Raw genomic sequence first — 23,395 nt, 5'->3', positions numbered from 1 at the left:
CTGCCCAACTGCGGCCTGGCTGGCCGAAGCACGACATCAACGAAAAGAGCCGCTCACCTTGCGGTGAGCGGCCCTCGAATTTCAGCCCGAAACGGCAACCCTCAGGCGGCTTGTTCGGCCCTGCTGGTCACGCAGCTTCCTCGGCCTTGTCGCCCTTGAGCACGCGGATCGGTTCCTTGCGGCCCTCGACCACGTCCTTGTCGACCACGACTTCGGCGATGTCGCGCTCGGTCGGCAGGTCGAACATGGTATCGAGCAGCAGCCCTTCCACGATCGAACGCAGGCCACGAGCGCCGGTCTTGCGCTCGATCGCCTTCTGCGCGATCGCCTCGAGCGCGTCGTCGGTGAAGGTCAGTTCCACGTCTTCCAGCTCGAACAGGCGCGCGTACTGCTTGATAAGCGCGTTCTTCGGCTCCTTGAGGATCTTGACCAGCGCCCCGATGTCGAGGTCGTTGAGAGTCGCGATCACCGGCAGGCGGCCGACGAACTCGGGGATCAGGCCGAACTTGAGCAGATCCTCGGGCTCGGCCTTCTGGAGCAGTTCGCCCACGCGGCGCTTGTCCGGATCGGCGACGTGCGCGCCGAAACCGATCGAGCGCTTCTGCAGGCGGTCGGCGATGATCTTGTCGAGACCGGCAAAGGCGCCGCCGCAGATGAACAGGATGTTGGTCGTGTCCACCTGCAGGAATTCCTGCTGCGGATGCTTGCGGCCGCCCTGCGGAGGAACCGATGCGGTGGTCCCTTCCATCAGCTTGAGCAGCGCCTGCTGCACGCCTTCGCCCGACACGTCGCGCGTGATCGACGGGTTCTCGGCCTTGCGGCTGATCTTGTCGATCTCGTCGATGTAGACGATGCCCTGCTGCGCCTTCTCGACGTTGTAGTCGGACGACTGGAGCAGCTTGAGGATGATGTTCTCGACATCCTCGCCCACGTAACCGGCTTCGGTCAGCGTGGTCGCATCGGCCATGGTGAAGGGCACGTCGAACGTCTTGGCCAGCGTCTGCGCGAGCAGCGTCTTGCCCGAGCCGGTCGGCCCGACCAGCAGGATGTTCGACTTCGAAAGCTCGACGTCGCCCTGCTTGCCGCTGTGCTTGAGGCGCTTGTAGTGGTTGTGGACAGCCACCGACAGGACGCGCTTGGCGCGTTCCTGGCCGATCACGTAGTCGTTCAGCGTCTCGCAGATTTCACGGGGGGAGACGACTTCGCCGTCCTTGCGCCCCGCGATGCCGGCCTTCGTCTCCTCGCGAATGATGTCGTTGCAAAGCTCGACGCATTCGTCGCAGATGAAGACCGTCGGTCCCGCGATCAGCTTGCGCACTTCGTGCTGCGACTTACCGCAGAAGCTGCAGTAGAGGGTGCTTTTCGCGTCAGATCCGCTCAATTTCGTCATTATCCGTCTTTGGCCTCCAAATCGAGGCGACTCGGCCACTCTACCCCGTGGGGGACCGGTTTTGCAATCCTACCGCCAAATCCTTGCGATAGCCTGAAAGGTCCGGTCCCGCTGCGGGACGTCAAGCTGCCGGCTTGTCGCCTTCGGGGCGGGTCTCGAAGACCTTGTCGACGAGGCCGAAGGCCAGCGCTTCATCGGCTTCGAGGAACGTATCGCGGTCCATCGCCTTCTCGATCTCGTCGAGGGTCTTGCCCGTGTACTTGACGTAGAGATCGTTCAGGCGGCGGCGCATGCGCAGGATCTCGCGCGCCTGGATCTCGATGTCGGAGGCCATGCCCTGGGCGCCGCCCGAGGGCTGGTGCACCATGATCCGCGCATTCGGAAGCGCGATGCGCATGCCCGGCTCGCCGGCGGCGAGCAGGAAGCTGCCCATCGAGGCGGCCTGCCCGATGCACACGGTCGACACGCGCGGCTTGATGTACTGCATGGTGTCGTGGATCGCCATGCCGGCGGTCACCACGCCACCGGGCGAGTTGATGTACATCGAGATGTCCTTCGAGGGATTTTCCGACTCGAGGAACAGAAGCTGCGCGACGATCAGCGAAGCCATGTGGTCTTCGACCTGGCCGGTGATGAACACGATGCGTTCGCGCAGGAGGCGCGAATAGATGTCGAAGGAGCGCTCGCCGCGGCTGGTCTGCTCGACGACCATCGGCACGAGCGCGCCGGTCACGGGATCGGTGTGGAACTTTCCTTGGGCGTTCGAAGCGCCGAACAGGTCGAGCATGGGAGTCCTCATCTGGGTTTGGACCGCCTATGTCGCGTGGCTGGCTCCGACATTCAAGGGGATTAACCGATCAATCGGTGACGCGCGGGTGACAACGCCGTCGCGCACCTTGGGGATTTCCCGAAGAACAGGCCCCGATCCGGCTGCATCCGCCGTTGCCCGCCGCCGCTACGGCCCCGGGCCACGGCAAGTTCCGCTCAGCCGCGGCGGCGCAGCCTGGGTACTAACATCCCCGTAGTTTCCCGATAGCTCACGTAATCCTGGCCGAATACGCCCACCAGATCCCGCTCCTCGAACCGGATCGCGACGATCATGAAGACCGACATGGCAATGGCCAGCAGCAGGTGACCGGCCGTCATCAGCGGGGTCGCCCAGAACGCCAGGAAGAAGCCGGAGTAGAGCGGATGGCGCACCAGTTTGTAGAAGAAAGGCTGGCGAAACACCGCCGAGGCGACCGCCCTGCCGCGCAGGTTGTTCCACACTTGCGCGAGCCCGAAGAGTTCGAAGTGGCTGATGAGGAACGTGCTGACCAGTACGATGAGCCATCCGCACGCGAACAGCGCCCACAGGATTCCGGCGCCCAACGGGTTGCCGACGGACCAGACCACGGCCGGGATCGGCCGCCACAATACCATCAGCACGATGAGGGCCAGGCTGGCGGCCAGCACGTAGACGCTGCGCTCGATCGGCTGGGGCACGATCCGGGTCCACGCCGCCTTGAACTTGGGCCGCGCCATCACGCTGTGCTGGACCGCGAAGAGGAGGACGAGAGCGAGGTCGACGACCACCGCGACCACGGGCGGCACGACGGCTCCTCCCGCATCCACGGTCCGCGACAGGAACGGCAGTCCGCCAACGAAGGCGATCAGGGCCAGGAACGTCGCAAAGAATATCGCGTAAGACAAGCCGCCGAACAGCAGGAAGACAATCCGCACTTCGGCCTCCCATGATTATTTCATGGCTCGAGAGTATCACGCCCCAGGTTCATCGACAATTTATAGGTGTTTTTACCAATACGCCGAGCCCGAGACGGCGAACCTCCCGACAAGATTGAACCTGGTCACGAACAACGATCGCCGTACCGCGTCGAGGCGATACGGCCGGGCTTCTCCTGCGGCCGACGATTCGCCGCCCAACATGAAAACGGCCCGGTGCATCGCTGCACCGGGCCGTTTTCTCGACGGTCGGACCGAAGGGAGGGATCAGTCCTCCTTTTCGGCGGCCTTCTTCTTGGCCGGAGCCTTCTTGGCGGGCTTCGCCTCGGCTTCGACGTCGCCTTCGGCGGCATCGTCGGCCTTCTTGGCGGCGGCCTTCTTGGCGGGAGCCTTCTTCGGCTTCTCCTCGGCGACGGCATCGGCGGCCGCTTCGGCAGCGGGCGCCTCTTCCGCAGCGTCGTCGGCCTTCTTGGCGGTCTTCTTGGCCGCAGCCTTCTTCGCCGGCTTCTTCTCTTCGGTCGCGCCCGGGCCGTCGGTGTCGGCCTCGATCGCGGCCTGCAGCTCCTCGCGGGTCACTTCGCGCTCGGTCACTTCGGCCTTCTCGATGAGGAAGTCGACGACCTTGTCCTCATAGAGCGGGGCGCGAAGCTGGGCCGCCATCATCGGGTCCTGCTGGACGTACTCGAAGAAGCGCTGGCGGTCTTCCGGACGGTACTGCTGGGCAGCCTGGCCGACCAGCATCTGCATTTCCTGCGCGGTCACTTCGACGCCGTTGGCCTGGCCGATTTCCGACAGGAGCAGGCCCAGGCGCACGCGGCGCTCGGCGATCTTGCGGTAGTCGTCCTTCTCGGCCTCGATCTCTTCCAGGGCAGCGGCGGGATCTTCCTCGCTCTGCGCTTCCTGGATGAGCTGCTGCCAGATCTGCGAGAACTCGGCCTCGACCATCGTCGGCGGCACTTCGAAGTCGTGGCCGGCGGCAAGCTGGTCGAGCAGCGAGCGCTTCATGGCGGTGCGGGTCAGGCCGGCAGTTTCCTGCTCGAGCTGGCCGCGCAGCAGGCCGGTGAGCTGCTCGAAGCTCTCGAGGCCCAGTTCCTTGGCGAAATCGTCGTCGAGCTTCGATTCAGCAGGAGCCTTCACTTCGTGCGCGACGATGTCGAAGGTGGTTTCCTTGCCGGCGAGGTTCTCGGCCGGGTAGTCTTCGGGGAAAGTCACGGTGATGACGCGCTCGTCACCGGCCTTGATGCCCTTGAGCTGTTCCTCGAAGCCGGGGATGAAGCGGTCGGCGCCGATGACCAGCGGGGCCTTCTCGGCCTTGCCGCCGTCGAACTCGACGCCGTCGAGCTTGCCGTTGAAGTCGATGATGACCTGGTCGCCCTCGACGGCCTCGCCGTCCTTGGTCTCGAAGCGCTGCTGCTGGGTGGCGATCCGCTCGACCGCTTCTGTGACGGCTTCGTCGGACACGGGAACGGTCAGCTTGTCGAGCTTGAGCCCTTCGAGCGAAGGCGATTCGATCTTGGGCAGGATTTCCAGGCTGACGGTCAGCTCGGCGTCCTTGCCTTCCTCGTAGCCCTCGGTCAGCTGGACGTCGGGGTTCATCGCCGGGCGCAGGGCGTTGTCGGCGACGAGCTTGTCCATCGCCTCGCGGATCGAGGTGTTCAGCGCTTCCTGGTGGATCGCAGGGCCGTGCAGCTTCTTGACGAGGTTCACGGGAACCTTGCCGGCGCGGAAGCCGGGCATCTTCACCTGCGGGGCGATCTTCTTGACCTCGCCCTCGATCTTCGAGGTGATGGCCGACGCGGGGATGGTGACCGTGTAGGCGCGCTTCAGGCCTTCGTTGGTCGTTTCGACGATCTGCATTTCGATGCCTTCCTGTGCAATCCAAGAGGCCTTGCGGCCCGTATTACGCGGCTCACTCTCCCATGGGCGACGGATTGGTGCGGGCGAAGGGACTCGAACCCCCACATCTTTCGATACTGGTACCTAAAACCAGCGCGTCTACCAATTCCGCCACGCCCGCATGAGAGAAGCCTGAAACTCAAGGGACGGGCCCTTAAAGCCACACGCGATAAAGGGCAAGACCGCTGATTCGCGGCCCTTGCGAAGTGTCCGGCCGGTGCCCACGTCCTGAGGCGGAGATGGGGTAACCTCGAGGAGCAAGACGACATGGCCACCCAGCCCGCCGACAATCCGGGAGACACCCCGCCAGAGTTCCCGGTGCCCGACGAACCCGGCTTCCCCGGCGGCCCGGACGAAGCCCCGCCCGAAGGCCCGGACTTCGACCAGCCGGACAGCACCCCGGTGGAAATGCCGCCGCCCGATTGATGGCGAGGGGTGCCCACGGTCCCGGACTTGCTCGGGGACCGTGGGCAAGGCCGTGCCGCGCGCAAGGCGAGGCGCTACGCTGCGGTGGCCCGGCGCGAGCTATCGCCACGAAAGTACCCACGGTCCGGGATCGGGTCGGGGACGGCTGGTGGGCTACTTCCAGCCCAGCAGCCGTGCCAGCATGGCCAGCGTCGAGCCCTCGCCCGGCGCCTTGCCAGCCGTGCGGTAGTCGGGTTCCATCGCGCATTCGAGGCAATAGGCCTGCACGCCCCTGGCACCCAGCAGCGCCTCGATGCGGGCCACCGCCTGGCCCGCCTGCAGCCGCTGGCGCGTCGCCACGAGGCCGGCGAAGTCGAACGACGCGGCCTCGTCCTGCGATCCGGAGCCCAAGCCTTCCAGCAGGGCGCTGAACGAATCCGGCGCGTCTTCCAGATATTCGGCGTGCCACTTGCCGTTGCCGACGCCGCCCAGCTTGGCCGCATAGGCCAGCGCGTCGTCGAGGTCGCCCATCTGGTCGACCAGGCCGATGCGCTGCGCCTCGCCGCCCGGCCAGACGCGACCCTGCGCGATCGCATCGACCTGCTGCGGCGTCTTGCCCCGCGCCTTGGCGACCACGCCCAGGAACTTGCCGTAAGTGCTCTCGACCGAGCTTTGCAGCATGCCGTCGACTTCCGGCGTGAAACCGCCGAACAGGTCGGGCTGGCCGGACAGCCCGGTGGTCCGCACGCCGTCGCTGGTCACGCCGAAGTCGGCAAGGGTCTTCTCGAAGCTGGTGATGACCGCGAAGACGCCGATCGAGCCGGTGATCGTGCCGGGTTCGGCGAAGACCCGCTGGCCCGGCGTCGACACCCAGTAGCCCCCGCTCGCGGCCATGTTGCCCATCGAGACGACGATCGGGATCTTCGCCTCGCGCCAGCGCGCCAGCGCGCGGCGGATGCGCTCCGAGGCCATGACCGAGCCGCCCGGCGAATCGATGCGCACGACCAGCGCCTTGAATTTCTCGTCGCGCGCCTCGTCGAGCAGCCGGGCGATGCGATCGCCGCCGGCGGTGCCGGGCCCCGCGTCCCCGTCGACGATCTCGCCGGCGATGGTGACGACGCCGATCTTGGCGCCTTCGCTCTTCACCGGATTGGCGGCGAGCCAGGTGGCAAGGCCGGTATGGGCATAGCCGGGCGCATCGTCCTTGCCGGGACGCGCCTGCGCGGTTTCTCCGGCGATCTCCTGCACCCGCTTGTCGAAATCGGTCTGGTCGCCGATGCGGTCGACGAGGCCGGCGGCCTTGGACGCCTGCGCCATGTCGCCGCCCGATGCCTTGACCCAGGCGACGGGGTCGGCGGTCATGCGGTCGATCTGCGCCCTGGGCCGCGCCTTGGCGATCTCGGCGCGATAGGCGGTCCACAAGGCGCCGTAGACGCCCTGGAGGTCCTCGCGCGCCTCAGGCGACAGGTCGGAGCGCAAGTAGGGCTCCACCGCGCTCTTGTAGGTGCCGACGCGGTAGACGTGGGCCTGGACCTTGAACTTGTCGAACAGGCCCTTGTAGAACTGCAGGTTGCCGCCCGGCCCGGTGACGAAGGCGCCGCCCATGGGGTCGACCCAGGCCTCGCTGGCGTGGGCGGCAAGCTGGACGCCGTCGTCGGCATAGGCATTGGCGAAAGTCAGCACCGGCTTGCCGGCCTTGCGCACTTCGTCGATCGCCGCGCCGATGTCGTGGAGGTGCACGAAGCGACCGCCCAGGAACCGCGAGAGGTCGAGCACGACGACCTTGATCCGCTTGTCCCCGGCCGCGAGGCGCAAGGCCCGCTCGATGTCGCGGGCCTGGAATTCGTGCGACGAGGCGCCTTGCGCCATCAGCAGCGCCAGCGGATCGGCCTGGCTCTTTTCCTCGACAATGGTGCCGTCGAGCGAGAGCAGCAGCGCGCCGTCCTCCACCCTGCCCGGCGCCGGCCGCGCGGCGAGCGCGGCATAGACCAGGCCGAAGAACAGCAGCAGGAACAGCAGCGCCAGAGCGTCCTTCACCGCGACGAGCAGTTTCCAGACCTTGCGAGCGAATCTCATGAATTGACCTGCCTTTCGCGCCTTGCATACCCACATGGCAAGCGGATGGGAAAGAGCGCCGCGACGAAGTCGGTTCCGCAAGGTGGGGCAGACCCGGAGTGCACCGCGCTCACCTCGGCTTGCCGGCGCCCGCTTGTCGCCCCGCCGAAAAGGCGCATGACCCAAAAGTCGCGGTACAACTTGGCCGGTCGGGTCGCTAAGCACTTGAGCCCCGGCCCCACCCGCCCTAAGGCGTGGTCTTTAATGACATCACCAGAATACACTTATCCGGAAGGTGCCCTCGCCTTCCCGCATCGCGGCCTCGTGGGCATCGCGGGGCTGGCCCCGCACGAGATCTGGTTCCTGCTCGACGAGGCGGAACAGTGGGTCGAGATGAACCGGGGGGCGCAGAAGCGGCGCGAGCTGCTTTCCGGCCTCACCATCATCAACGCCTTCTTCGAGAACTCCACCCGCACGCTTCTCAGCTTCGAGATCGCCGGCAAGCGCCTGGGCGCCGACGTGGTCAACATGGCGGTCGCGAACTCGAGCGTGAAGAAGGGCGAGACGCTGATCGACACGGCGATGACGCTCAACGCCATGCGCGCCGACGCGATCGTCATCCGCCATGCCTCCTCGGGCGCGGTGCAGCTCATCGCCGGCAAGGTCGACTGCCCGGTGCTCAACGCCGGCGACGGTCAGCACGAGCACCCGACCCAGGCCCTGCTCGACGCCCTGACCATCCGCCAGGCCAAGCGCGCCTTCAACGGCCTGCGCGTGACGATCTGCGGCGACATCCTGCACAGCCGCGTCGCCCGCTCCAACATCCTGTGCCTCGCCTCGCTGGGCGCCGACGTGCGCGTCTGCGCACCGCCGGCACTGATGCCCGCCGACATCGAGCAGATGGGGGTCACGGTCTTCCACGATTTCGACGCCGCGCTCAAAGGCGCCGACGTGGTGATGATGCTGCGCCTCCAGCTCGAACGCATGGAAGGCCAGTTCATCCCTTCCCCGCGCGAATACCGGCACCTCTACGGCCTGACGCTCGACCGGCTCGAACTGGCCGAGCCCGATGCCCTGGTCATGCACCCGGGGCCGATGAACCGGGGGATCGAGATCGACAGCAACGTTGCCGACCATGTGGAACGATCGATGATAACCACGCAAGTCGAGATGGGGGTCGCCATCCGGATGGCCTGCCTCGACGTGCTGACCCGCAAGGGCCGCAAGCTGGAGGGCTGGGCATGAGCCTTCACGCACCGCTCACCATCACCGGCGGCAGGCTGCTGCTTCCCGACGGCACCATCACGCCCGGGGCGATCCGCTGCGAGGGCGGCTTCATCACCACGCTCGGTGCCGACGTGGCCGCGCGGGACGGCGACACCGTCCACGATGCGCGCGGGGCCCTGGTGGCGCCGGGGCTCGTCGACATCGGCGTCTTCGCGATCGACAAGCCGGCCTTCCACTTCGGCGGCGTCACCCGCGCCGCGCTGATGCCGGACCAGAGCCCGCCGCTCGACGTCTCGGCGCGGGTGCGCTTCGCGGCGCAGTCGGGCAAGCCGGACTTCTGGGTCCACCCCCTCGCCGCCGCGACGCAAGGGCTCGGCGGCACCTCGCTCGCCGAGATCGCGTTGATGCGCGACGCCGGTGCCCGTGCGGTCTGCACCGGGCGCCGCTGGATCGGCGATTCGGGCACGATGCTGCGGCTGCTGCAATATACCGGGATGCTCGGCATGGTGCTCATCGCCCATGCCGAGGACGCCGGAATCGTCGGCAACGCGGTCGCGACCGCCGGCGAGATGGCGACGCGCCTGGGCCTGCCCAGTGCGCCCGCACAGGCCGAGGCGATCGCCATCGCCCGCGACATCGCCCTGGCCGAGATGGCAAATGCCGCGATCCACTTCCGCAACGTGACCACCGCCGCCGGGCTCGACCTCGTGCGCGCGGCCAAGGCCCGCGGGCTCCAGGTGACGGCAGGCGTGAGCCCGGCCTACTTCATGCTCTCGGACCTCGCGATCGGCTCTTTCCGCACTTTCACCCATCTATCGCCGGCGCTGCGCTGCGAGGCGGACCGGCAGGCGGTGATCGCGGCGGTGGCCGACGGCACCATCGACATCGTCGCCTCGGGCCACGACCCGCGCGGTCCCGAAGACAAGCGCCTGCCCTTCGCCGATTCGGCCCCCGGCATGGCGGGCGCGGAAACGCTGCTGCCGCTAACCCTCAGCCTCGTGCGGGACGGCGTGATCGACATGGGCCGCGCCTTCGACCTGCTGGCCGGGGCGCCCGCCCGCCTGCTCGGGGTCGACGCCGGACGGCTGGCCCAGGGCGCCGAAGCCGACATCGCGGTGATCGACCCGGAACGCCCGTGGATCGTCAATTCCGACAAGATGGCGGCCAGCGCCGGCAACACCCCGTTCGATCGCCAGCCGGTCCAGGGCCGCGTCCTCGCGCTGTTCAAGGGCGGCGTCGCGGTGCGGACGAAGAAGACCGGCTGAGGCGGATGTCGTCGTCCCGGACTTGATCCGGGATCGTGCGCAAGGGCCGGGCCTCGCGCAAGGATGGGCGCAACCCTGGGGTGGCCCGACGCGGACTACATCAGCGCCGCGCCTTCAGCGGGCCGCTGCCCAGCGGGAGCACGCCCGGCATCCGCTGTCCTTCGGCATAGGCGAGGCACCCGCCGCCGCGCTGCTTGACCGTCGAGCACATCGTCTGCGCCGCGTTGCGGTCGAAGCCGACGGCGGCGACGCGGAAGTAACGGCGGCCGTTCACTTCGGCCTCGGTGATCCGCAAGGTGTGGTCGCGCAGCCTGGCGTCGCGCTTCTGGAATATGCCCCAGGCGCGCTGAGCGCCTTCCCGGGTGCTGAACGAGCCGAGCTGGACGATGTGGCTGGCGACCCTGGGCCGCGCGTGCTCGGCGATGGCCGGCCTTTCGAACGCCCGCTCGATGGTGGAGGCGCGTCGGATCGGCGCCGCGTGGGCGACGGGCGTGACCGCCGGCGCCGGGGCCTGCGCGACCTGATAGTCCTCGGCCGGTTCGATGGCGGGAAGCTCGGCGGCGGGAAGCTCCGAGGCGGCAAGCTCTGAACCAGCAAACTCTGAACCAGCAAACTCTGGGGCTGGTGCGCCGGGAACCTCGGCCACCGCCATGCGCGCGGCGTGCTCCACGCCGTTGAGCGCCAGCGCGACAGGCTGGCCGGGGTCGGCCCGCATCGGCGTTCCCAGCAGGCCCGCCACGCGCACCTGCGACTGTTCCGGGCGCGCCCGGCTGGCCCATTCGGTCATCCGCTGCTCGAGCTGGTCGGGGGGCACGTCCTGCCCGGCGATCACTCGCGATTCGGCCCAGCGCCCGTCGAGCGCGTAGGCATAGGCGAGATTCTGGCGCACCTTGGCGTTGTTCTCGCCGCCGCGCAGCGTGTCGGTGAGGACGGCCACGCCCTGTGCGGGCTGGCCGGCGAGCGCGATGGCGAGACCGAAGTCGCCTGCCGGGATCTGGTCGCGCCACTGCGACAGCACGCCGAGCGCCTGCGCGTTGCGGCCCGAGCCGATGTAGGCAAGGGCCAGGCTCAGGCCATTGCGCGGGCTCTTGTCGCCCAGCGCGATGGCGTCCTCGAACGTCGTCGCGGCCGAATCGAAGCGGCCCGCAGCAAGGTAGACCTGCGCGAGGTCGGAGCGGGCCGACGCATTGGCGGGCGACTTGGCGACGCGGGCCTCGGCCTTGGCCAGGGCCTTGTCGGCGATGTCGCCCTGCCCGCCGATCGATGCGTCGGCGACCTGGGCTCCGGTCGCGCTGGCGACCGAAGTCTGCCCTGCGCAACCGGCGAGAAGCGCGGCGACCATCGCCGAGCACAACGTGAAGCCTGCGGTCCTGGCGCTGCTGCTGCTGATGCGTTCCATCGGACTGTTTTCCTCAGATCAGGATACGGTGACGCGGCGACCGAAGCCACCCACGGGCCGCAGGGCACCCTGCAGCATCGGCTGTCCGGGTGCCGGTGCGGCGAAGACGGTGCGCCGGAAGTTCTTTTCCAGGCGATCGGCGATGTAGTTCCACAAGGCCGCGACCTCCTGCGAGGAGCGACCGTTTGGATCGACTTCCATCACCGTGCGGCCATCGATCATCGAGGCCGCGAAATCGGTGCGCTGGTGCAGCGTGACGGGAGCGACGGTGCCGTGCTGCGAGAGCGCCACGGCGGCCTCGGCGGTGATCCGCGCCTTGGGCGTGGCGGCGTTGACGACGAACAGCAGCGGCTTGCCCGAGCGCTCGCACAAGTCGACGGTGGCGCCCACCGCACGCAAGTCGTGCGGGCTGGGACGGGTCGGCACGACGATCAATTCGGCCACCGAGATCACCGTCTGGATCGCCAGGGTGATCGCCGGCGGCGTGTCGATGACGGCCAGCTTGAAGCCCTGCTGGCGCAGCACCTGCAGGTCGCTCGCCAGCCGGGCCACGGTGGTCTGCGCAAAGGCGGGCATTTCCGCCTCGCGCTCGTTCCACCAGTCGGCGAGCGAGCCCTGCGGGTCGACGTCGATCAGGACCACCGGTCCTGCACCCACCCGCTGCGCCTGCACGGCGAGATGGCCGGAGAGGGTCGTCTTCCCCGAGCCGCCCTTCTGCGATGCCAAAGCAAGTACGCGCAAAACCAATTCCCCCGAAGCCCCTGCGGATGGGCAAGACCTGCCCAGGCCCAGAAAACTGGCAGATCGTTCCTAATTTACGGTTAATCGCGTAAGCCTTTGCGCCGTCCCGCACTCGATCCGGACGCGTGGGCGCTCGCCCGGCACGGGCTCGTTGCGAAGCTGTCGCCCCGCGAAACGCGAGAAATCCACGGCGCCGCCCGCGCCCCCGCCCGATCGTCCACTGCGCGTTAACTCTTCTCGGTTACGTAGATTTCCGCGTGAATATGTAACCTTGGCGCGCTTCCTGCTGGCAAGATGCGCATCAACGCGACTACATGGTAAACACAGACGGGGCTGGACCGGGCGATAGCGACTTGAACACGATTGTACCTCTCCTGCGGTCGGGCATGCTCGCCCTTGCCATCTCGACGCTGGCGACGGTCGCCCATGCCGACGTGAAGTCCGGCGTCGATGCCTGGTCGGCGGGCGACTACGACGGTGCCATCCGCCAGTGGCAGCCACTCGCCGATCGCGGCGACGCCGATGCGCAGTTCAATCTCGCGCAGGCCTACAAGCTGGGCCGCGGCGTGCCGATGGACCTTGGCAAGGCCGAGGACCTCTATGGCAAGGCCGCCGCCAAGGGCCACGTCCAGGCCGCCGATTCCTACGGACTGATGCTGTTCCAGCGCGGCGAGCGCACGCGCGCCCTGCCCTACCTCGAAGCTTCGGCGGCGCGCGGCGACGCTCGGGCGCAATACATCCTGGGGGTCGCGCACTTCAACGGCGACATCGTCAAGAAGGACTGGGTGCGCGCCTACGCCCTCGTCAGCCTCGCACAGCAGGACGGCCTGGCGCAGGCCACCGGCGCCAAGGCGCAGATGGACCAGCATATCCCCCTGGCCGATCGCCAGAAGAGCGTGGTGCTGGCCCAGCAGCTCGCGACTCAGGCGCAGGCCAACCGCGCCCGCCTCAACACTTCTGCCGAACTGGGCACCCGCCTCGCCGCCAACGACCCGGCGCTCGGGATCGTCGAGGCCCGGGAAGCGGTCGCGCAGGCCGCCGGGGCCGACTATACGCGTCCCGCGCCGGCGCCCGCCCCTGTCCGCGCCCAACAGAAACCCCCTGCGCCCAAGCCCAGCGCGCCCAAGCCCGCTCCCGCATCCACGCCCTCTCCTCCCGCTCCGGCCCGCACCGCCGCTGCAAGGCCCGATGCCAGGCCCCCGGCTCCGAAACCCGCGCCTGCCGCTTCGGGGCCCTGGCGCGTCCAGCTCGGTGCCTTCGGTGTCGCCGGCAATGCCGAGGCCCTCTGGGCGAAAGTCAAAGGCCGTCCCGAGCTTGCGGGGCACGCCAAGGCCCTCGCTCCCGCCGGCAAGCTGACCAAGCTCCAGGCGACCGGCTTCGGCTCCAAGGCGGAGGCCGACGCGGCCTGCGCGCGCCTCATCGGCGGTGGCTTCGGGTGCCTGTCGGTCCGGGACTGACCCGCGACCCCGCGGTCGCGCCGGACGCCGTGGAGGCGCCTGCAGCCGCAGCGCCGCGCCTTGCCACGCTCGACCTGATCCGCGGCGTCGCCGTACTCGGCATCCTGGCGATCAACATCGCCGGCTTTGCCGGGCCGATGATCTCCTCCACGTCCCCCAACCTGCCGCGCCCGGTCGGCCCGCTCGACGAAGCGGCCTACGCGTTCAACTTCCTGTTCTTCGAAGGCAAGATGCGGACGCTGTTCTCGCTGCTGTTCGGGGCCGGGCTGGTGCTGTTCTGGGAGCGAACCGAGGCGGCGGGGCGCGACGGCGACCTCCAGCAACTGCGCCGCCTCGGCTGGCTGCTGCTGCTGGGAATGCTGCACTACCTGCTGTTGTGGTGGGGCGACATCCTGTTCGTCTACGCCGCGTGCGGGATCGCCGCGCTGCTGCTGCGCCCGCTGAACAATGCCGCGCTGCTGGGCATGGCGCTGGTGCTCTACTACGGCTGGCACGTGTGGGGCATGCTCGACGCGGCCGCCGCGATCACCGCCGAGACCGCCGCGCGCGACCACCTCGCCAGCGCCGCGCAACTCCGGCTCCTGGCCGAACGCATCGAACCCATGCAGGCCTGGGCGGCGCAGGAACTGCGCGAGGCCCACATGGGCTATCTCGACCTGCTGCGCATAAAGCTGCTGGAACGGCCGTTCTGGCAGATCCAGATGGTTTCGGGCGTGTTCTCCGAGACTCTGCCGCTGATGCTCATCGGCATGGTCATCTATCGCCGCGGCCTGTTCGACGGCCGGCTGCCACGGCGCCGCCTGGTCGAGCTTTCGATCACCTGCACCCTTGCCGGGTTCGCGCTGACCGCGCTGTTCCTCGGCTGGGCATGGCCGCGTCACTTCCCTCCCGTGGCGATGAACGCGGCGCTCGTCTGGGGGCTGGCCATGCCTCACCTGCTGGGCGGGTTCGGGTACGCCGGCCTGCTCGTGCTGGCCGCGCCGCGGCTTTCGTCCACCCGGATCGGATCGAGCCTGGTTGCGGCCGGACGCATGGCCTTCAGCAACTACGTGCTCACCAGCCTGGTCATGACTTTCGTGTTCTACGGCTGGGGCCTGGGGCTCTTCGCGCAGTTCGGCCCGCTGGCGCAATGGCTCTTCGTGATCGGCGGATGGGCGCTGATGCTGGCCTGGAGCCTCGCGTGGCTGCGCCATTTCCGGCGCGGTCCGCTGGAATGGCTGTGGCGCTCGCTCGTCGAGCACCGGGTCCTTGCGAACCGCCGCTGAATTTCCAAAAATATGCTATTGCGATCCATTCGCACTCGCATATATTGGCAGGGGACTAGAGGATTCGCTCATGTACGTGTGCATCTGCAATGCCATCCGGGAAACCGAACTTCGCTGCGCCGCTCGCCGCTGTCGCGGCAGCGTGGAAGCGATCTACGGTTCGCTCGGCCGGACGCCGCAGTGCCGCCAGTGCCTGGACGACGCCGAAGACATCATTGCCGACGAACATTCGTCGGCCGGAATGGGAATCGCTGCAGCCGCCTGACATGACCTGACTTGCCCTGCCCTTGCTGTTTCGCCTATATCCCGCGGCTCACATAGAGGAGTTTCCGCGCGATGAATGGCGACCAGAAGGTCATCGAGTTTCTCAACAAGGCCCTGTTCAACGAACTGACCGCGATCAACCAGTACTGGCTGCATTACCGCATGCTCGACAACTGGGGCATCAAGAAGCTCGCCGAGTACGAACGGCACGAATCGATCGACGAGATGAAGCATGCGGACGTCCTTGCGGATCGCATCCTATTCCTCGGCGGCCTCCCCAACTTCCAGTCGCTCGGCAAGCTGCGCGTCGGCGAGACGGTCGAGGAAATCCTCAAGGCCGACCTCGCGCTCGAATACGACGCCCTGCCCATGCTCAAGGAAGCCATCGCCCATGCCGAGACGGTGCGCGACTTCGTGAGCCGCGAAATCTTCGCCCGCATCCTCGAGAGCGAAGAGGAACATGTCGATTTCCTCGAAAAGCAGTTCGACATGATCGAGCGCATGGGTATTCAGAACTACTGCCAGCTGCAGAGCAAGCCCGCCGAGGACTGAACCCCGGCTGTGGCGGGCGCCCTCTGCCCGCCGCGCAGGGAACCGGCGCTCCTCCCGGCACTTGTGCATGGAGGAGCGGCCCGGTGGCTGCTTCTGCGATTCCAGGGGGAACCAATGCCATCACCGCGCCAGGACGTACCGGGCACGCCACAACAGGCCGGGCGCGGCCTCCAGATCGAGGACATCGGCTTCGCCGTCCTCGTCGTCGTCATAACCCTCGCCTTTGGCTACCTGCTTGCCCCCTATTTCGGGGCGGTGCTGTGGGGCGTGGTCGCCGCGATCATGTTCCAGCCGCTGACCGCCAAGCTGACCAGGCGGCTGGACGGGCGCAAGAACCTCGCCACCTCGATCGTCCTGATCGGCCTGATCGCGTTGTTCGTCATCCCGACGATCCTCCTGGGCATCAGCATCGTCAACGAGGCGACCACCCTATACGGCAAGATCTCCAGCGGGCAGATCGACTTCGGCCGCATCTTCCAGCAGATCCTCAATGCCCTGCCCGATCGCATCCGCAGCCTGGTCGACGAATACGGGCTGACCGATTTCGATACCGTGCGCCGACAGTTCGGCTCCAGCATCACCAGCGGGCTGCAGACCGTCGCCGGCCGCGCCCTGACCGTCGGCCAGGGAGCGCTCAGCTTCGTCGCCGCGCTGGGCGTGATGCTCTACCTCAGCTACTTCCTGCTGCGCGACGGCGAGCGCTACGGCGACATGGTGCGCACCAGCCTCCCGCTCCATGCGGACACGCGCGATTCGCTGATCGAGAACTTCCTGCTGGTCGTCCGCGCGACGATGCGCGGCACGGTCGTCGTCGCCGTCGTCCAGGGGCTGCTGGGCGGCATCCTGTTCTCGGTGCTCGGGATCGAGGGCGCGCTGATCTGGGGCGTGATGATGGGCTTCTTCTCGCTGCTGCCCGCCGTCGGCACCGGGATCATCTGGGTGCCCGTCGCGATCTACCTCTTAGCCACCGGCGATACCGGCAAGGCGGCGATCGTGGTGTTCTGCGGCGTGTTCATCATCGGCATGGTCGACAACGTGCTGCGTCCTATCCTCGTGGGCCGCGACACGCGCCTGCCGGACTTCGTGGTGCTGATCGCGACGCTGGCCGGGCTGGAGTTGTTCGGCCTCAACGGCTTCATCATCGGCCCGGTCATCGCCGCGCTGTTCATCGCGGTGTGGAACCAGCACCGCGACCGCCGCGAGGCGAAAGCGGAGGCGGATCGATCCGGCCTGCCGGTGCAGACGCAGGCCGCAGCCGCCAAGGCCGACGAAGAAGCTGTGGCGCACCCGTCCTGAGAGAGGGTGAAGAGTTTCACGCAGGGACGCAGAGCAATCGCCCTGCGCCGCCGGCTGTCTGTCGCATGACGCGCAGTCCTATACGCACCGCCGAAGGAACGAGGCGGCTGCGCCCCCGGCGCGCGCCCTCTGCGTTCCTGCGCGGCTCAGCGTGCCGATGCCCTTGAACCTTCTCCGCCGGCCTCACCGACGCGAAACGGAGGTCAGTCCTTGGCGAACGGGTTCTTGGCGCTGCGCAAGTTGAGGCGGATCGGCACCGATTCGAAGCCCAGGTTCTTGCGCATCCCGTTGATGAGATACCGCTTGTAGCTCTCGGGCAGCAGGTCGAGGCGGGTGCCGAACACCACGAAGCCCGGCGGGCGGGTCTTGGCCTGGGTGATGTAGCGCAGCTTGATGCGCTTGCCGCCCGGCGCCGGCGGCGGGTTGGCCGAAAGCGCATCGTCGAACCAGCGATTGAGCGCGGCGGTGGGAACGCGCTTGCTCCAGGCCTCGCGAATCGAGAAGCCGGCGGCGATCAGTTCGTCCAGTCCCTTGCCGGTCCGCGCCGACACCGCCAGCAGCGGCACGCCGCGAACCTGGGCGAGCCCTTCGTCGAGCGCGGCGCGGATGCCGTTGAACAGGCCCGAGGCGCCTTCGGCCACGTCCCACTTGTTGATCGCGATGATGAGCGCACGGCCTTCCTCGAGCACTTTCGAGGCGATCGTGAGGTCCTGGTGCTCGAGCCCGCGAGTCGCATCGAGCAGCAGCACGACCACTTCGGCGAAGTCGATCGCCAGGCGCGCGTCGGCGACGGCCATGCGCTCCAGCTTCTCGACCACGTTGGCGCGCTTGCGCATCCCGGCGGTGTCGATCAGGCGGACCTGGCGGACGTTCTGCGTCTTGGGGTCGGTCCATTCCCACTCGACCGTGATCGAATCGCGGGTGATACCCGCTTCCGGCCCGGTGAGCAGGCGGTCTTCGCCCAGGATGCGATTGATGAGGGTCGACTTGCCGGCGTTGGGACGACCGACGATCGCCAGCTTGAGCGGGGCGAGCAGCCGCGATTCGTCGTCCATCTCCTCCTCGAACTCCGGCTCGATCGGCTGGAGGGGGTCGAGATGGGGCAGCAGGGCCTCGAACAGGTCGGACACGCCGATGCCGTGCTCGGCGGAAAAGGGAATCGGATCGCCCAGGCCCAGCGAATAGGCTTCCAGCACGCCGCCCTCGCCCGCGCGGCCTTCGGCCTTGTTGGCGAGCAGGATCACCGGCACCGGCGAGGACCGCAGCCACTGGCCGATCTCCTCGTCGAGCGGGGTGAGGCCGGCGCGGGCGTCGACCACGAACAGCGCGACGTCCGCCGTTTCCAGCGAGGCCTCGGTCTGCTTGCGCATCCGGCCCGGCAGGGTTTCGGCCTCGTCGTCCTCCCAGCCGGCAGTGTCGACGATCTGGAACTTGAGGCCGAGCAGCTCGGCGTCGCCGAAGCGCCGGTCGCGGGTGACGCCGGGCTGGTCGTCGACCAGCGCGAGCTTCTTGCCGACCAGGCGATTGAACATGGTGGATTTGCCGACGTTGGGTCGACCGATGATGATGACTTGGGGAAGCATGATTCCCAGCGCATGGGGATTTCTGCCGGTTTTGGCAAGCGTTGCAGTCGATTCGCCGCTCGGCCCCCGCCTAGGACACGGGGCTGCACTTGCCTGCGGCGATGGCGAGGCAAACCATTGCCGGTCGTTTTCGAGCAATTTCAACGTCGATGCCGGAACAAAACCTTGCCTCGCGATTAACCAACCTCGGCAGACAGCCGATAACCTTCCCAAGGCACAAGGGCAGGCATGAGGGTTTACCGCAAAGTAATCATTCTGGGTCTCGCCGCCGCGTCGATGACGCCGGCACAGGCCCGCACCGCCATCGATTCCACCCTGGCCGACGCCGGGGGTGGCGATGCCAACGCCGGATCGGCGCTGGCGATCCCCAAGGGGCCCGGCTACCTCGAATGCGTCCCTTACGCGCGCACCACCTCGGGCATCCAGATCTACGGCGACGCGCATACCTGGTGGGGCCAGGCCAGGGACCGCTACGCGACCGGCCACGCACCCCGCATCGGCGCGGTGATGGCGGTGCGTCCGTTCAACAATTCGCGCCTCGGCCACGTCGCGACGGTGAGCCGCATCGTCGATTCGCGCACGATCCTGCTCAGCCACGCCAACTGGTCGGTGCCGGGCAAGATCGAGCGCAACGTCACCGCGCTCGACGTCTCGCCGGACAACGACTGGAGCCAGGTGCGCATCTGGTATGCGCCCTCGCGCGGCCTGGGCACCACGCACTGGCCGGTCTCGGGCTTCATATACAATGCGAAGCCCGGCACCCTGCGCGATCCGGGCACGACACGCCTCGCCTCGGCGGCGGGCGAAAAGCCGGCAAGAAACGCCGCGGGCCGGCATCGCGACCCGATCGGCGCGATCATCGCCGGCCGCTATTGAAACACCGTCCCCGTCTTCGCGGGGACGATAGGCCGTTCAGTCCTTCTTGGCGACGGGGGCGTCTTCGCCGAGGTCCTCGTACCAGGCCTCCACCGGGCCCGAGAGCTTGATCGTCAGCGCGTTGCCGTGGCGGTCCATCGACTTGCCGGCCTGGACGCGAATCCAGCCCTCGGAAATCGAGTATTCCTCGACGTTGGTGCGAACGGTGCCCTTGAAGCGGATGCCGATGCCGCGCTGCAGCTTCTCCTGGTCGAAGAACGGGCTGCGCGGATTGATTGCGAGATGGTCCGGCGGCACGTCGGGGCCAGTGCTCGCGGGCGCGGTTGCGGGGGTCGTCTCGGGGGTGCTGGTGTCTTCGGTCATGCCATGGGCGTTTAGATGCAGATCGGCGCTTGTCAATTCGATCCGAGTTGTCTAGGGGGCCGCTTCCGCACTGATGCGGGCGCGTAGCTCAGTGGTAGAGCACACCCTTCACACGGGTGGGGTCGCAGGTTCAATCCCTGCCGCGCCCACCATCCCTTCCAAGGGATGGTCCCGAGGCTTCGGCGGATTACCTCGACATCGGCGGCATAATCCTCGCAGCGTCTTGCGGGCCTCGCGCCGGTTCGGCATAGCGCGCGCCATGCACGACATCCGCCAGATCCGCGAAAACCCCGAAGCCTTCGACGCCGGCCTCGCCCGCCGGGGCGTTGCCCCCGTCGCGGCGCAACTCGTCGCCCTCGACGAACAGCGCCGCGCGCTCGCCACCCGGGCGCAGGAAGGCCAGAACCGCCGCAACGAGGCGTCCAAGGCCATCGGCAAGGCGATGGGACAGGGCGACACCGCCACGGCCGAAGCGCTCAAGGCCGAAGTCGCCGGGCTCAAGGACAGCCTCCCCGCGCTCGAAGCCGAGGAAAAGGAGGTCGCCGCCGCGCTCAACGACCTGCTCGCCGGCCTGCCCAACATCCCCGTCGCCGACGTGCCGGAAGGCGAGGACGAGAGCCAGAACGTCGAGGTCGCCCGCTGGGGCACCCCGCGCACTTTCCCCTTCACGCCGAGGGAACATGCCGACATCGGCCCCGCGCTCGGCCTCGATTTCGAAACCGGCGCCAAGCTTTCGGGCGCGCGCTTCACGTTCCTCAAGGGGCCGATGGCGCGCCTCCACCGTGCCCTCGCTCAGTTCATGCTCGACACGCAGACGGCGACCCACGGCTTCCTCGAATGCAACGTGCCGTTGATGGTCAAGGACGATGCGGTCTACGGCACCGGACAACTGCCCAAGTTCTCCGAGGACCTGTTCCGCACTACTGACGGGCGCTGGCTGATCCCCACCGCCGAAGTCTCGCTGACCAACGCGGTCGCGGGCGAGATCGTCGACGTCGCCGCCCTGCCCTTGCGCATGACCGCGCTCACTCCCTGCTTCCGCTCGGAAGCGGGCGCGGCGGGGCGCGACACGCGCGGGTTCATCCGCCAGCACCAGTTCGAGAAAGTCGAACTCGTCACCGTCTGCCGCCCCGAGGACAGCGAGGGCGAGCACGAGAAGATGGTCGCTGCCGCCGAATCGATCCTGCAGGCGCTGGAACTGCCCTACCGCAAGGTCCTGCTCTGCGCCGGCGACATGGGCGCGACCGCGCGAAAGACGTTCGACCTCGAAGTCTGGCTGCCCGGCCAGCAAGCCTACCGCGAGATCAGCTCGATCTCCAACTGCGGCGACTACCAGGCCCGCCGCATGAACGCCCGCTTCAAGCCGGAAGGCGCGAAGAAGACCGAGTTCGTGCACACGCTGAACGGCTCGGGCCTCGCAGTCGGGCGCACGCTGGTGGCGGTGCTGGAGAACTACCAGCAGGAAGACGGCTCGGTGCTGGTGCCCGAAGTGCTCAAGCCATGGATGGGCGGGATCGAAAAGCTGGAGGCGCCGGCCTGAGCCCGGCAGCCGCGCCGTTCGTCATTGCGCCCCCCGGCGAACGCCGGGGGAGCGACCCGCGCGGCATGGAGTCGCCCGGGGGTCCCCGCAGACCTTCGCTTCTCGCGATGACGAGACTTTGCGTGTGATACCCATCGGCGACAGCGATTTTAACGGGCTTTCCCATAGCCCCGCCCCGAAGCTTATGGTTAAAGGCAGATCATGCGCATCCTCCTCACCAACGACGACGGCATCAACGCTCCCGGCCTCTACGTGCTGGAGAAGATCGCCGCCCAGCTTTCCGACGACATCTGGATCTGCGCGCCGAGCGAGGAACAGTCGGGCGCGGGGCACTCGCTCACGCTGACCCGCCCGGTGCGCCTGCGCCAGCACGCCGAGCGCCGCTTCTCGGTGACGGGCACGCCGACCAATTCGGTGACGATGGGCCTCAGGAAAGTCCTGCCCGGCCCGCCCGACCTGATCCTCTCGGGCGTCAACCGCGGCGCCAACATGGGCGACGACGTGACCTATTCGGGCACCGTCTCGGCCGCCTTCGAAGGCGCGCTGGCGGGCATCCGCTCGATCGCCCTGAGCCAGGTCTATGCGAAGGAAGGCCTGGGCGACGCCGTGAACTTCTCGGCCGCCGAGGAATGGGGCGCCCGGGTCCTGCGCCCACTGCTCGACCAGCCGTTCGCGCCGCGCACGCTGGTCAACGTCAACTTCCCGGCCATCGCCGCCGACGCGGTCAAGGGCATCCGCGTGGTGCGCCAGGGCTTCCACGACTATGCGCGCGGCTCGGTCGTGGAAGGAATGGACCCTCGCGGTTTTCCTTATTTCTGGTTCGGGCTACATGGAATCGAGCACACGGCCGGTCACGCAACGGACCTCGAGGCCATCGCGGAAGGGTATGTTTCGGTGACGCCGCTGCAGCTCGATCTCACCCACGAAGCCTCGCTGCAGGCGATTGCCGGGCGTTACGGCCAGTGAGCGGGGGACGAGCGAGCCGGGGGCCCGTGATGCGCAACGGCCTCATCGCCGGCGTCCTCCTGATGAGCGCGCCGGCCTACGCCGCGGCGCCGGAAGACGAGAAAGTCCACGTCGTCGCCGCGGGCGAGACGCTAGGCGGGATCGCCAACCGCGCGAAAGTGTCGGCCGGCGCCATCGCCCGGGCCAACAAGCTGAAGGAGCCCTACGTCGTAAGGCTCGGCCAGAAGCTGACCATCCCGCGCGAGGCAAAGCCTGCGGCGAAACCCGCCGCCCTCGCCGTCTCGGCCGATACGTCCGCCAAGAAAGCCGCCAGGACCGCATCGCGGGTGATCGAGGCCCGCACCCCGCCGGCCGGCGCGTCGAGCCCGGAGACCGAGACCTCGCACAAGGTCCTCGAAGGCGAGACGCTGGGCGGCATCGCCGCGCGCGCCAAAGTGCCCCGCGTCCTGATCGCCGAGGCCAACGGGTTGCAGCCGCCGTTCGACGTCCGCGTCGGGCAGGTCCTGCGCCTGCCCCGCACCCGCCACCACGAAGTGAAGAGCGGGGAAACCGGCTTCTCGATCTCGCTGGACTATGCGGTGGCGTGGGAACAGATCGCGCTCGCCAACAATCTCGATCCCCATGCCCCGGTCAAGGTCGGCCAGGACCTGCTGATCCCGACCCTGCTCGACCCGCCGACCGTCGGGGCCAGGACGCTGACCCCGCCGCCCCGGCCGGTCGCCGCCGCGACGCCCAAGGCCCCGCGCTTCGCCTGGCCGCTTTCGGGCCCCGTCCGGCGCGGCTACGACGGCGCCGGCAGCGACTATCACGACGGCGTCGACATCACTGCGCCCAAGGGCACGACCGTCCGCGCCGCCGCGCCCGGCACCGTCACCTTCGCCGGCAGGGAAAAGGACCAGTTCGGCAACCTCGTCGTGCTCGACCACGGCGACGGCTGGTTCACCGCCTACGGCTTCCTCAGCCGGGTGACGGTCAAGGAAGGCGCGAAAGTCGCCGCCGGCGAGCGCGTCGGCCTGGTTGGCGACACCGGCCTCGCCAAGGGCAGCGAGCTGCACTTCGAGGTCCGCCAGGGCGGCAAGCCGGTCGACCCGCTGGGCGAACTGCCCAAGGCGCCGTGACGAAACGGCGTTCGC

General features: G+C 67.9%; 21 protein-coding genes and 2 tRNA genes. 13 read left to right on the top strand and 10 right to left on the bottom strand.

Going from position 1 to position 23,395, the window contains the following annotated elements; all coding sequences use genetic code 11:
* Nucleotides 1-127: 127 nt before the first annotated feature.
* The 5 genes from clpX to ACFFDA_RS28015 form a co-directional block, all read right to left on the bottom strand.
* Nucleotides 128-1,390, bottom strand: a complete 1,263-nt coding sequence (clpX, locus tag ACFFDA_RS28035; protein WP_404480519.1) for an ATP-dependent Clp protease ATP-binding subunit ClpX — start codon at nucleotides 1,388-1,390, stop codon at nucleotides 128-130.
* A gap of 121 nt (nucleotides 1,391-1,511) precedes the next feature.
* Complete coding sequence (clpP, locus tag ACFFDA_RS28030) at nucleotides 1,512-2,177, bottom strand: ATP-dependent Clp endopeptidase proteolytic subunit ClpP (protein WP_404480518.1); 666 nt, start codon at nucleotides 2,175-2,177, stop codon at nucleotides 1,512-1,514.
* A 197-nt stretch (nucleotides 2,178-2,374) separates the two neighbouring features.
* The gene (gene mddA, locus ACFFDA_RS28025) at nucleotides 2,375-3,112 is read right to left on the bottom strand and encodes a methanethiol S-methyltransferase (RefSeq protein ID WP_404480517.1); all 738 of its coding nucleotides are present in this window, start codon (nucleotides 3,110-3,112) and stop codon (nucleotides 2,375-2,377) included.
* A 267-nt stretch (nucleotides 3,113-3,379) separates the two neighbouring features.
* Nucleotides 3,380-4,969 (bottom strand): trigger factor, encoded by a 1,590-nt coding sequence (gene tig / locus ACFFDA_RS28020; RefSeq protein WP_404480516.1) that lies wholly within the window; start codon nucleotides 4,967-4,969, stop codon nucleotides 3,380-3,382.
* A 75-nt stretch (nucleotides 4,970-5,044) separates the two neighbouring features.
* A tRNA-Leu gene (locus ACFFDA_RS28015) sits at nucleotides 5,045-5,129 on the bottom strand.
* A 146-nt stretch (nucleotides 5,130-5,275) separates the two neighbouring features.
* On the opposite strand from ACFFDA_RS28015, the gene ACFFDA_RS28010 reads away from it, so the two are divergent.
* Nucleotides 5,276-5,434, top strand: a complete 159-nt coding sequence (locus tag ACFFDA_RS28010) for a hypothetical protein (RefSeq protein ID WP_404480515.1) — start codon at nucleotides 5,276-5,278, stop codon at nucleotides 5,432-5,434.
* Nucleotides 5,435-5,587: 153 nt separating this feature from the next.
* Here ACFFDA_RS28010 and sppA read toward each other — a convergent pair whose 3' ends face one another.
* Nucleotides 5,588-7,489: a signal peptide peptidase SppA gene (gene sppA / locus ACFFDA_RS28005; protein ID WP_404480514.1), complete on the bottom strand. Its 1,902-nt coding sequence runs from the start codon at nucleotides 7,487-7,489 to the stop codon at nucleotides 5,588-5,590.
* A gap of 243 nt (nucleotides 7,490-7,732) precedes the next feature.
* On the opposite strand from sppA, the gene ACFFDA_RS28000 reads away from it, so the two are divergent.
* Together ACFFDA_RS28000 and ACFFDA_RS27995 are read left to right on the top strand one after the other, a co-directional pair.
* Nucleotides 7,733-8,713, top strand: a complete 981-nt coding sequence (locus tag ACFFDA_RS28000) for an aspartate carbamoyltransferase catalytic subunit (protein WP_404480513.1) — start codon at nucleotides 7,733-7,735, stop codon at nucleotides 8,711-8,713.
* Nucleotides 8,710-9,960, top strand: a complete 1,251-nt coding sequence (locus ACFFDA_RS27995) for a dihydroorotase family protein (RefSeq protein ID WP_404480512.1) — start codon at nucleotides 8,710-8,712, stop codon at nucleotides 9,958-9,960. Before ACFFDA_RS28000 ends, ACFFDA_RS27995 begins: the two co-directional genes overlap by 4 nt.
* Nucleotides 9,961-10,060: 100 nt before the next feature.
* Here ACFFDA_RS27995 and ACFFDA_RS27990 read toward each other — a convergent pair whose 3' ends face one another.
* Both ACFFDA_RS27990 and ACFFDA_RS27985 read right to left on the bottom strand, forming a co-directional pair.
* Nucleotides 10,061-11,359: a tetratricopeptide repeat protein gene (locus tag ACFFDA_RS27990; RefSeq protein ID WP_404480511.1), complete on the bottom strand. Its 1,299-nt coding sequence runs from the start codon at nucleotides 11,357-11,359 to the stop codon at nucleotides 10,061-10,063.
* An 18-nt stretch (nucleotides 11,360-11,377) separates the two neighbouring features.
* Nucleotides 11,378-12,100: an AAA family ATPase gene (locus ACFFDA_RS27985; RefSeq protein ID WP_404480510.1), complete on the bottom strand. Its 723-nt coding sequence runs from the start codon at nucleotides 12,098-12,100 to the stop codon at nucleotides 11,378-11,380.
* A gap of 353 nt (nucleotides 12,101-12,453) precedes the next feature.
* Between ACFFDA_RS27985 and ACFFDA_RS27980 the strand changes: the two genes are divergently transcribed.
* From ACFFDA_RS27980 to ACFFDA_RS27960, 5 genes are all read left to right on the top strand, one after another.
* The gene (locus tag ACFFDA_RS27980; RefSeq protein ID WP_404480509.1) at nucleotides 12,454-13,557 is read left to right on the top strand and encodes an SPOR domain-containing protein; all 1,104 of its coding nucleotides are present in this window, start codon (nucleotides 12,454-12,456) and stop codon (nucleotides 13,555-13,557) included.
* Entirely contained in the window at nucleotides 13,536-14,822 is a 1,287-nt protein-coding gene (locus ACFFDA_RS27975; protein WP_404480508.1) for a DUF418 domain-containing protein, read from the top strand. The genes ACFFDA_RS27980 and ACFFDA_RS27975 overlap by 22 nt, the downstream gene beginning before the upstream one ends.
* Nucleotides 14,823-14,892: 70 nt before the next feature.
* Complete coding sequence (locus ACFFDA_RS27970) at nucleotides 14,893-15,087, top strand: bacterioferritin-associated ferredoxin (protein WP_404480507.1); 195 nt, start codon at nucleotides 14,893-14,895, stop codon at nucleotides 15,085-15,087.
* 71 nt (nucleotides 15,088-15,158) lie between these two features.
* The gene (bfr, locus tag ACFFDA_RS27965) at nucleotides 15,159-15,638 is read left to right on the top strand and encodes a bacterioferritin (RefSeq protein ID WP_404480506.1); all 480 of its coding nucleotides are present in this window, start codon (nucleotides 15,159-15,161) and stop codon (nucleotides 15,636-15,638) included.
* 114 nt (nucleotides 15,639-15,752) lie between these two features.
* Nucleotides 15,753-16,934, top strand: a complete 1,182-nt coding sequence (locus tag ACFFDA_RS27960; protein WP_404480505.1) for an AI-2E family transporter — start codon at nucleotides 15,753-15,755, stop codon at nucleotides 16,932-16,934.
* Between the two features lie 203 nt (nucleotides 16,935-17,137).
* Here ACFFDA_RS27960 and der read toward each other — a convergent pair whose 3' ends face one another.
* Entirely contained in the window at nucleotides 17,138-18,517 is a 1,380-nt protein-coding gene (gene der, locus ACFFDA_RS27955; protein WP_404480504.1) for a ribosome biogenesis GTPase Der, read from the bottom strand.
* A gap of 228 nt (nucleotides 18,518-18,745) precedes the next feature.
* Here der and ACFFDA_RS27950 point away from each other — a divergent pair, with 228 nt between their 5' ends.
* A complete protein-coding gene (locus ACFFDA_RS27950) occupies nucleotides 18,746-19,393 on the top strand; it encodes a CHAP domain-containing protein (protein WP_404480503.1) in 648 nt (215 codons plus the stop codon).
* Nucleotides 19,394-19,429: 36 nt separating this feature from the next.
* On the opposite strand, the gene ACFFDA_RS27945 is transcribed toward ACFFDA_RS27950, so the two are convergent.
* A complete protein-coding gene (locus tag ACFFDA_RS27945; RefSeq protein WP_404480502.1) occupies nucleotides 19,430-19,756 on the bottom strand; it encodes a DUF3297 family protein in 327 nt (108 codons plus the stop codon).
* A gap of 77 nt (nucleotides 19,757-19,833) precedes the next feature.
* On the opposite strand from ACFFDA_RS27945, the gene ACFFDA_RS27940 reads away from it, so the two are divergent.
* From ACFFDA_RS27940 to ACFFDA_RS27925, 4 genes are all read left to right on the top strand, one after another.
* Nucleotides 19,834-19,908 (top strand) — tRNA-Val (locus tag ACFFDA_RS27940).
* A gap of 107 nt (nucleotides 19,909-20,015) precedes the next feature.
* Nucleotides 20,016-21,296 (top strand): serine--tRNA ligase, encoded by a 1,281-nt coding sequence (serS, locus tag ACFFDA_RS27935; protein ID WP_404480501.1) that lies wholly within the window; start codon nucleotides 20,016-20,018, stop codon nucleotides 21,294-21,296.
* Nucleotides 21,297-21,497: 201 nt separating this feature from the next.
* Nucleotides 21,498-22,262 carry a 5'/3'-nucleotidase SurE gene (gene surE / locus ACFFDA_RS27930; RefSeq protein WP_404480500.1) on the top strand — a complete coding sequence of 255 codons (765 nt, stop codon included), beginning with the start codon at nucleotides 21,498-21,500 and terminating at the stop codon, nucleotides 22,260-22,262.
* A 29-nt stretch (nucleotides 22,263-22,291) separates the two neighbouring features.
* Complete coding sequence (locus ACFFDA_RS27925) at nucleotides 22,292-23,380, top strand: LysM peptidoglycan-binding domain-containing protein (protein ID WP_404480499.1); 1,089 nt, start codon at nucleotides 22,292-22,294, stop codon at nucleotides 23,378-23,380.
* Nucleotides 23,381-23,395 lie beyond the last annotated feature (15 nt).

Source organism: Novosphingobium sp. BL-52-GroH, from assembly GCF_044813085.1.
Classification (GTDB): Bacteria; Pseudomonadota; Alphaproteobacteria; order Sphingomonadales; family Sphingomonadaceae; genus Novosphingobium.
Note: the sequence above shows the minus strand (reverse complement) of the source record. Positions and strands in the feature narration are given on the sequence as shown.

What these genes read in the sequence shown, in the direction of transcription:
- ACFFDA_RS27960 (WP_404480505.1), top strand. Translation starts at nt 15,753, where the DNA reads ATGCCATCACCGCGCCAGGACGTACCGGGCACGCCACAACAGGCCGGG.
- ACFFDA_RS28000 (WP_404480513.1), top strand. Translation starts at nt 7,733, where the DNA reads ATGACATCACCAGAATACACTTATCCGGAAGGTGCCCTCGCCTTCCCG.
- sppA (WP_404480514.1), bottom strand. Translation starts at nt 7,489, where the DNA reads ATGAGATTCGCTCGCAAGGTCTGGAAACTGCTCGTCGCGGTGAAGGAC.
- ACFFDA_RS27950 (WP_404480503.1), top strand. Translation starts at nt 18,746, where the DNA reads ATGAGGGTTTACCGCAAAGTAATCATTCTGGGTCTCGCCGCCGCGTCG.
- serS (WP_404480501.1), top strand. Translation starts at nt 20,016, where the DNA reads ATGCACGACATCCGCCAGATCCGCGAAAACCCCGAAGCCTTCGACGCC.
- der (WP_404480504.1), bottom strand. Translation starts at nt 18,517, where the DNA reads ATGCTTCCCCAAGTCATCATCATCGGTCGACCCAACGTCGGCAAATCC.
- clpX (WP_404480519.1), bottom strand. Translation starts at nt 1,390, where the DNA reads ATGACGAAATTGAGCGGATCTGACGCGAAAAGCACCCTCTACTGCAGC.
- ACFFDA_RS27945 (WP_404480502.1), bottom strand. Translation starts at nt 19,756, where the DNA reads ATGACCGAAGACACCAGCACCCCCGAGACGACCCCCGCAACCGCGCCC.
- ACFFDA_RS28010 (WP_404480515.1), top strand. Translation starts at nt 5,276, where the DNA reads ATGGCCACCCAGCCCGCCGACAATCCGGGAGACACCCCGCCAGAGTTC.
- tig (WP_404480516.1), bottom strand. Translation starts at nt 4,969, where the DNA reads ATGCAGATCGTCGAAACGACCAACGAAGGCCTGAAGCGCGCCTACACG.
- surE (WP_404480500.1), top strand. Translation starts at nt 21,498, where the DNA reads ATGCGCATCCTCCTCACCAACGACGACGGCATCAACGCTCCCGGCCTC.
- ACFFDA_RS27970 (WP_404480507.1), top strand. Translation starts at nt 14,893, where the DNA reads ATGTACGTGTGCATCTGCAATGCCATCCGGGAAACCGAACTTCGCTGC.
- ACFFDA_RS27990 (WP_404480511.1), bottom strand. Translation starts at nt 11,359, where the DNA reads ATGGAACGCATCAGCAGCAGCAGCGCCAGGACCGCAGGCTTCACGTTG.
- ACFFDA_RS27925 (WP_404480499.1), top strand. Translation starts at nt 22,292, where the DNA reads ATGCGCAACGGCCTCATCGCCGGCGTCCTCCTGATGAGCGCGCCGGCC.
- ACFFDA_RS27995 (WP_404480512.1), top strand. Translation starts at nt 8,710, where the DNA reads ATGAGCCTTCACGCACCGCTCACCATCACCGGCGGCAGGCTGCTGCTT.
- clpP (WP_404480518.1), bottom strand. Translation starts at nt 2,177, where the DNA reads ATGCTCGACCTGTTCGGCGCTTCGAACGCCCAAGGAAAGTTCCACACC.
- bfr (WP_404480506.1), top strand. Translation starts at nt 15,159, where the DNA reads ATGAATGGCGACCAGAAGGTCATCGAGTTTCTCAACAAGGCCCTGTTC.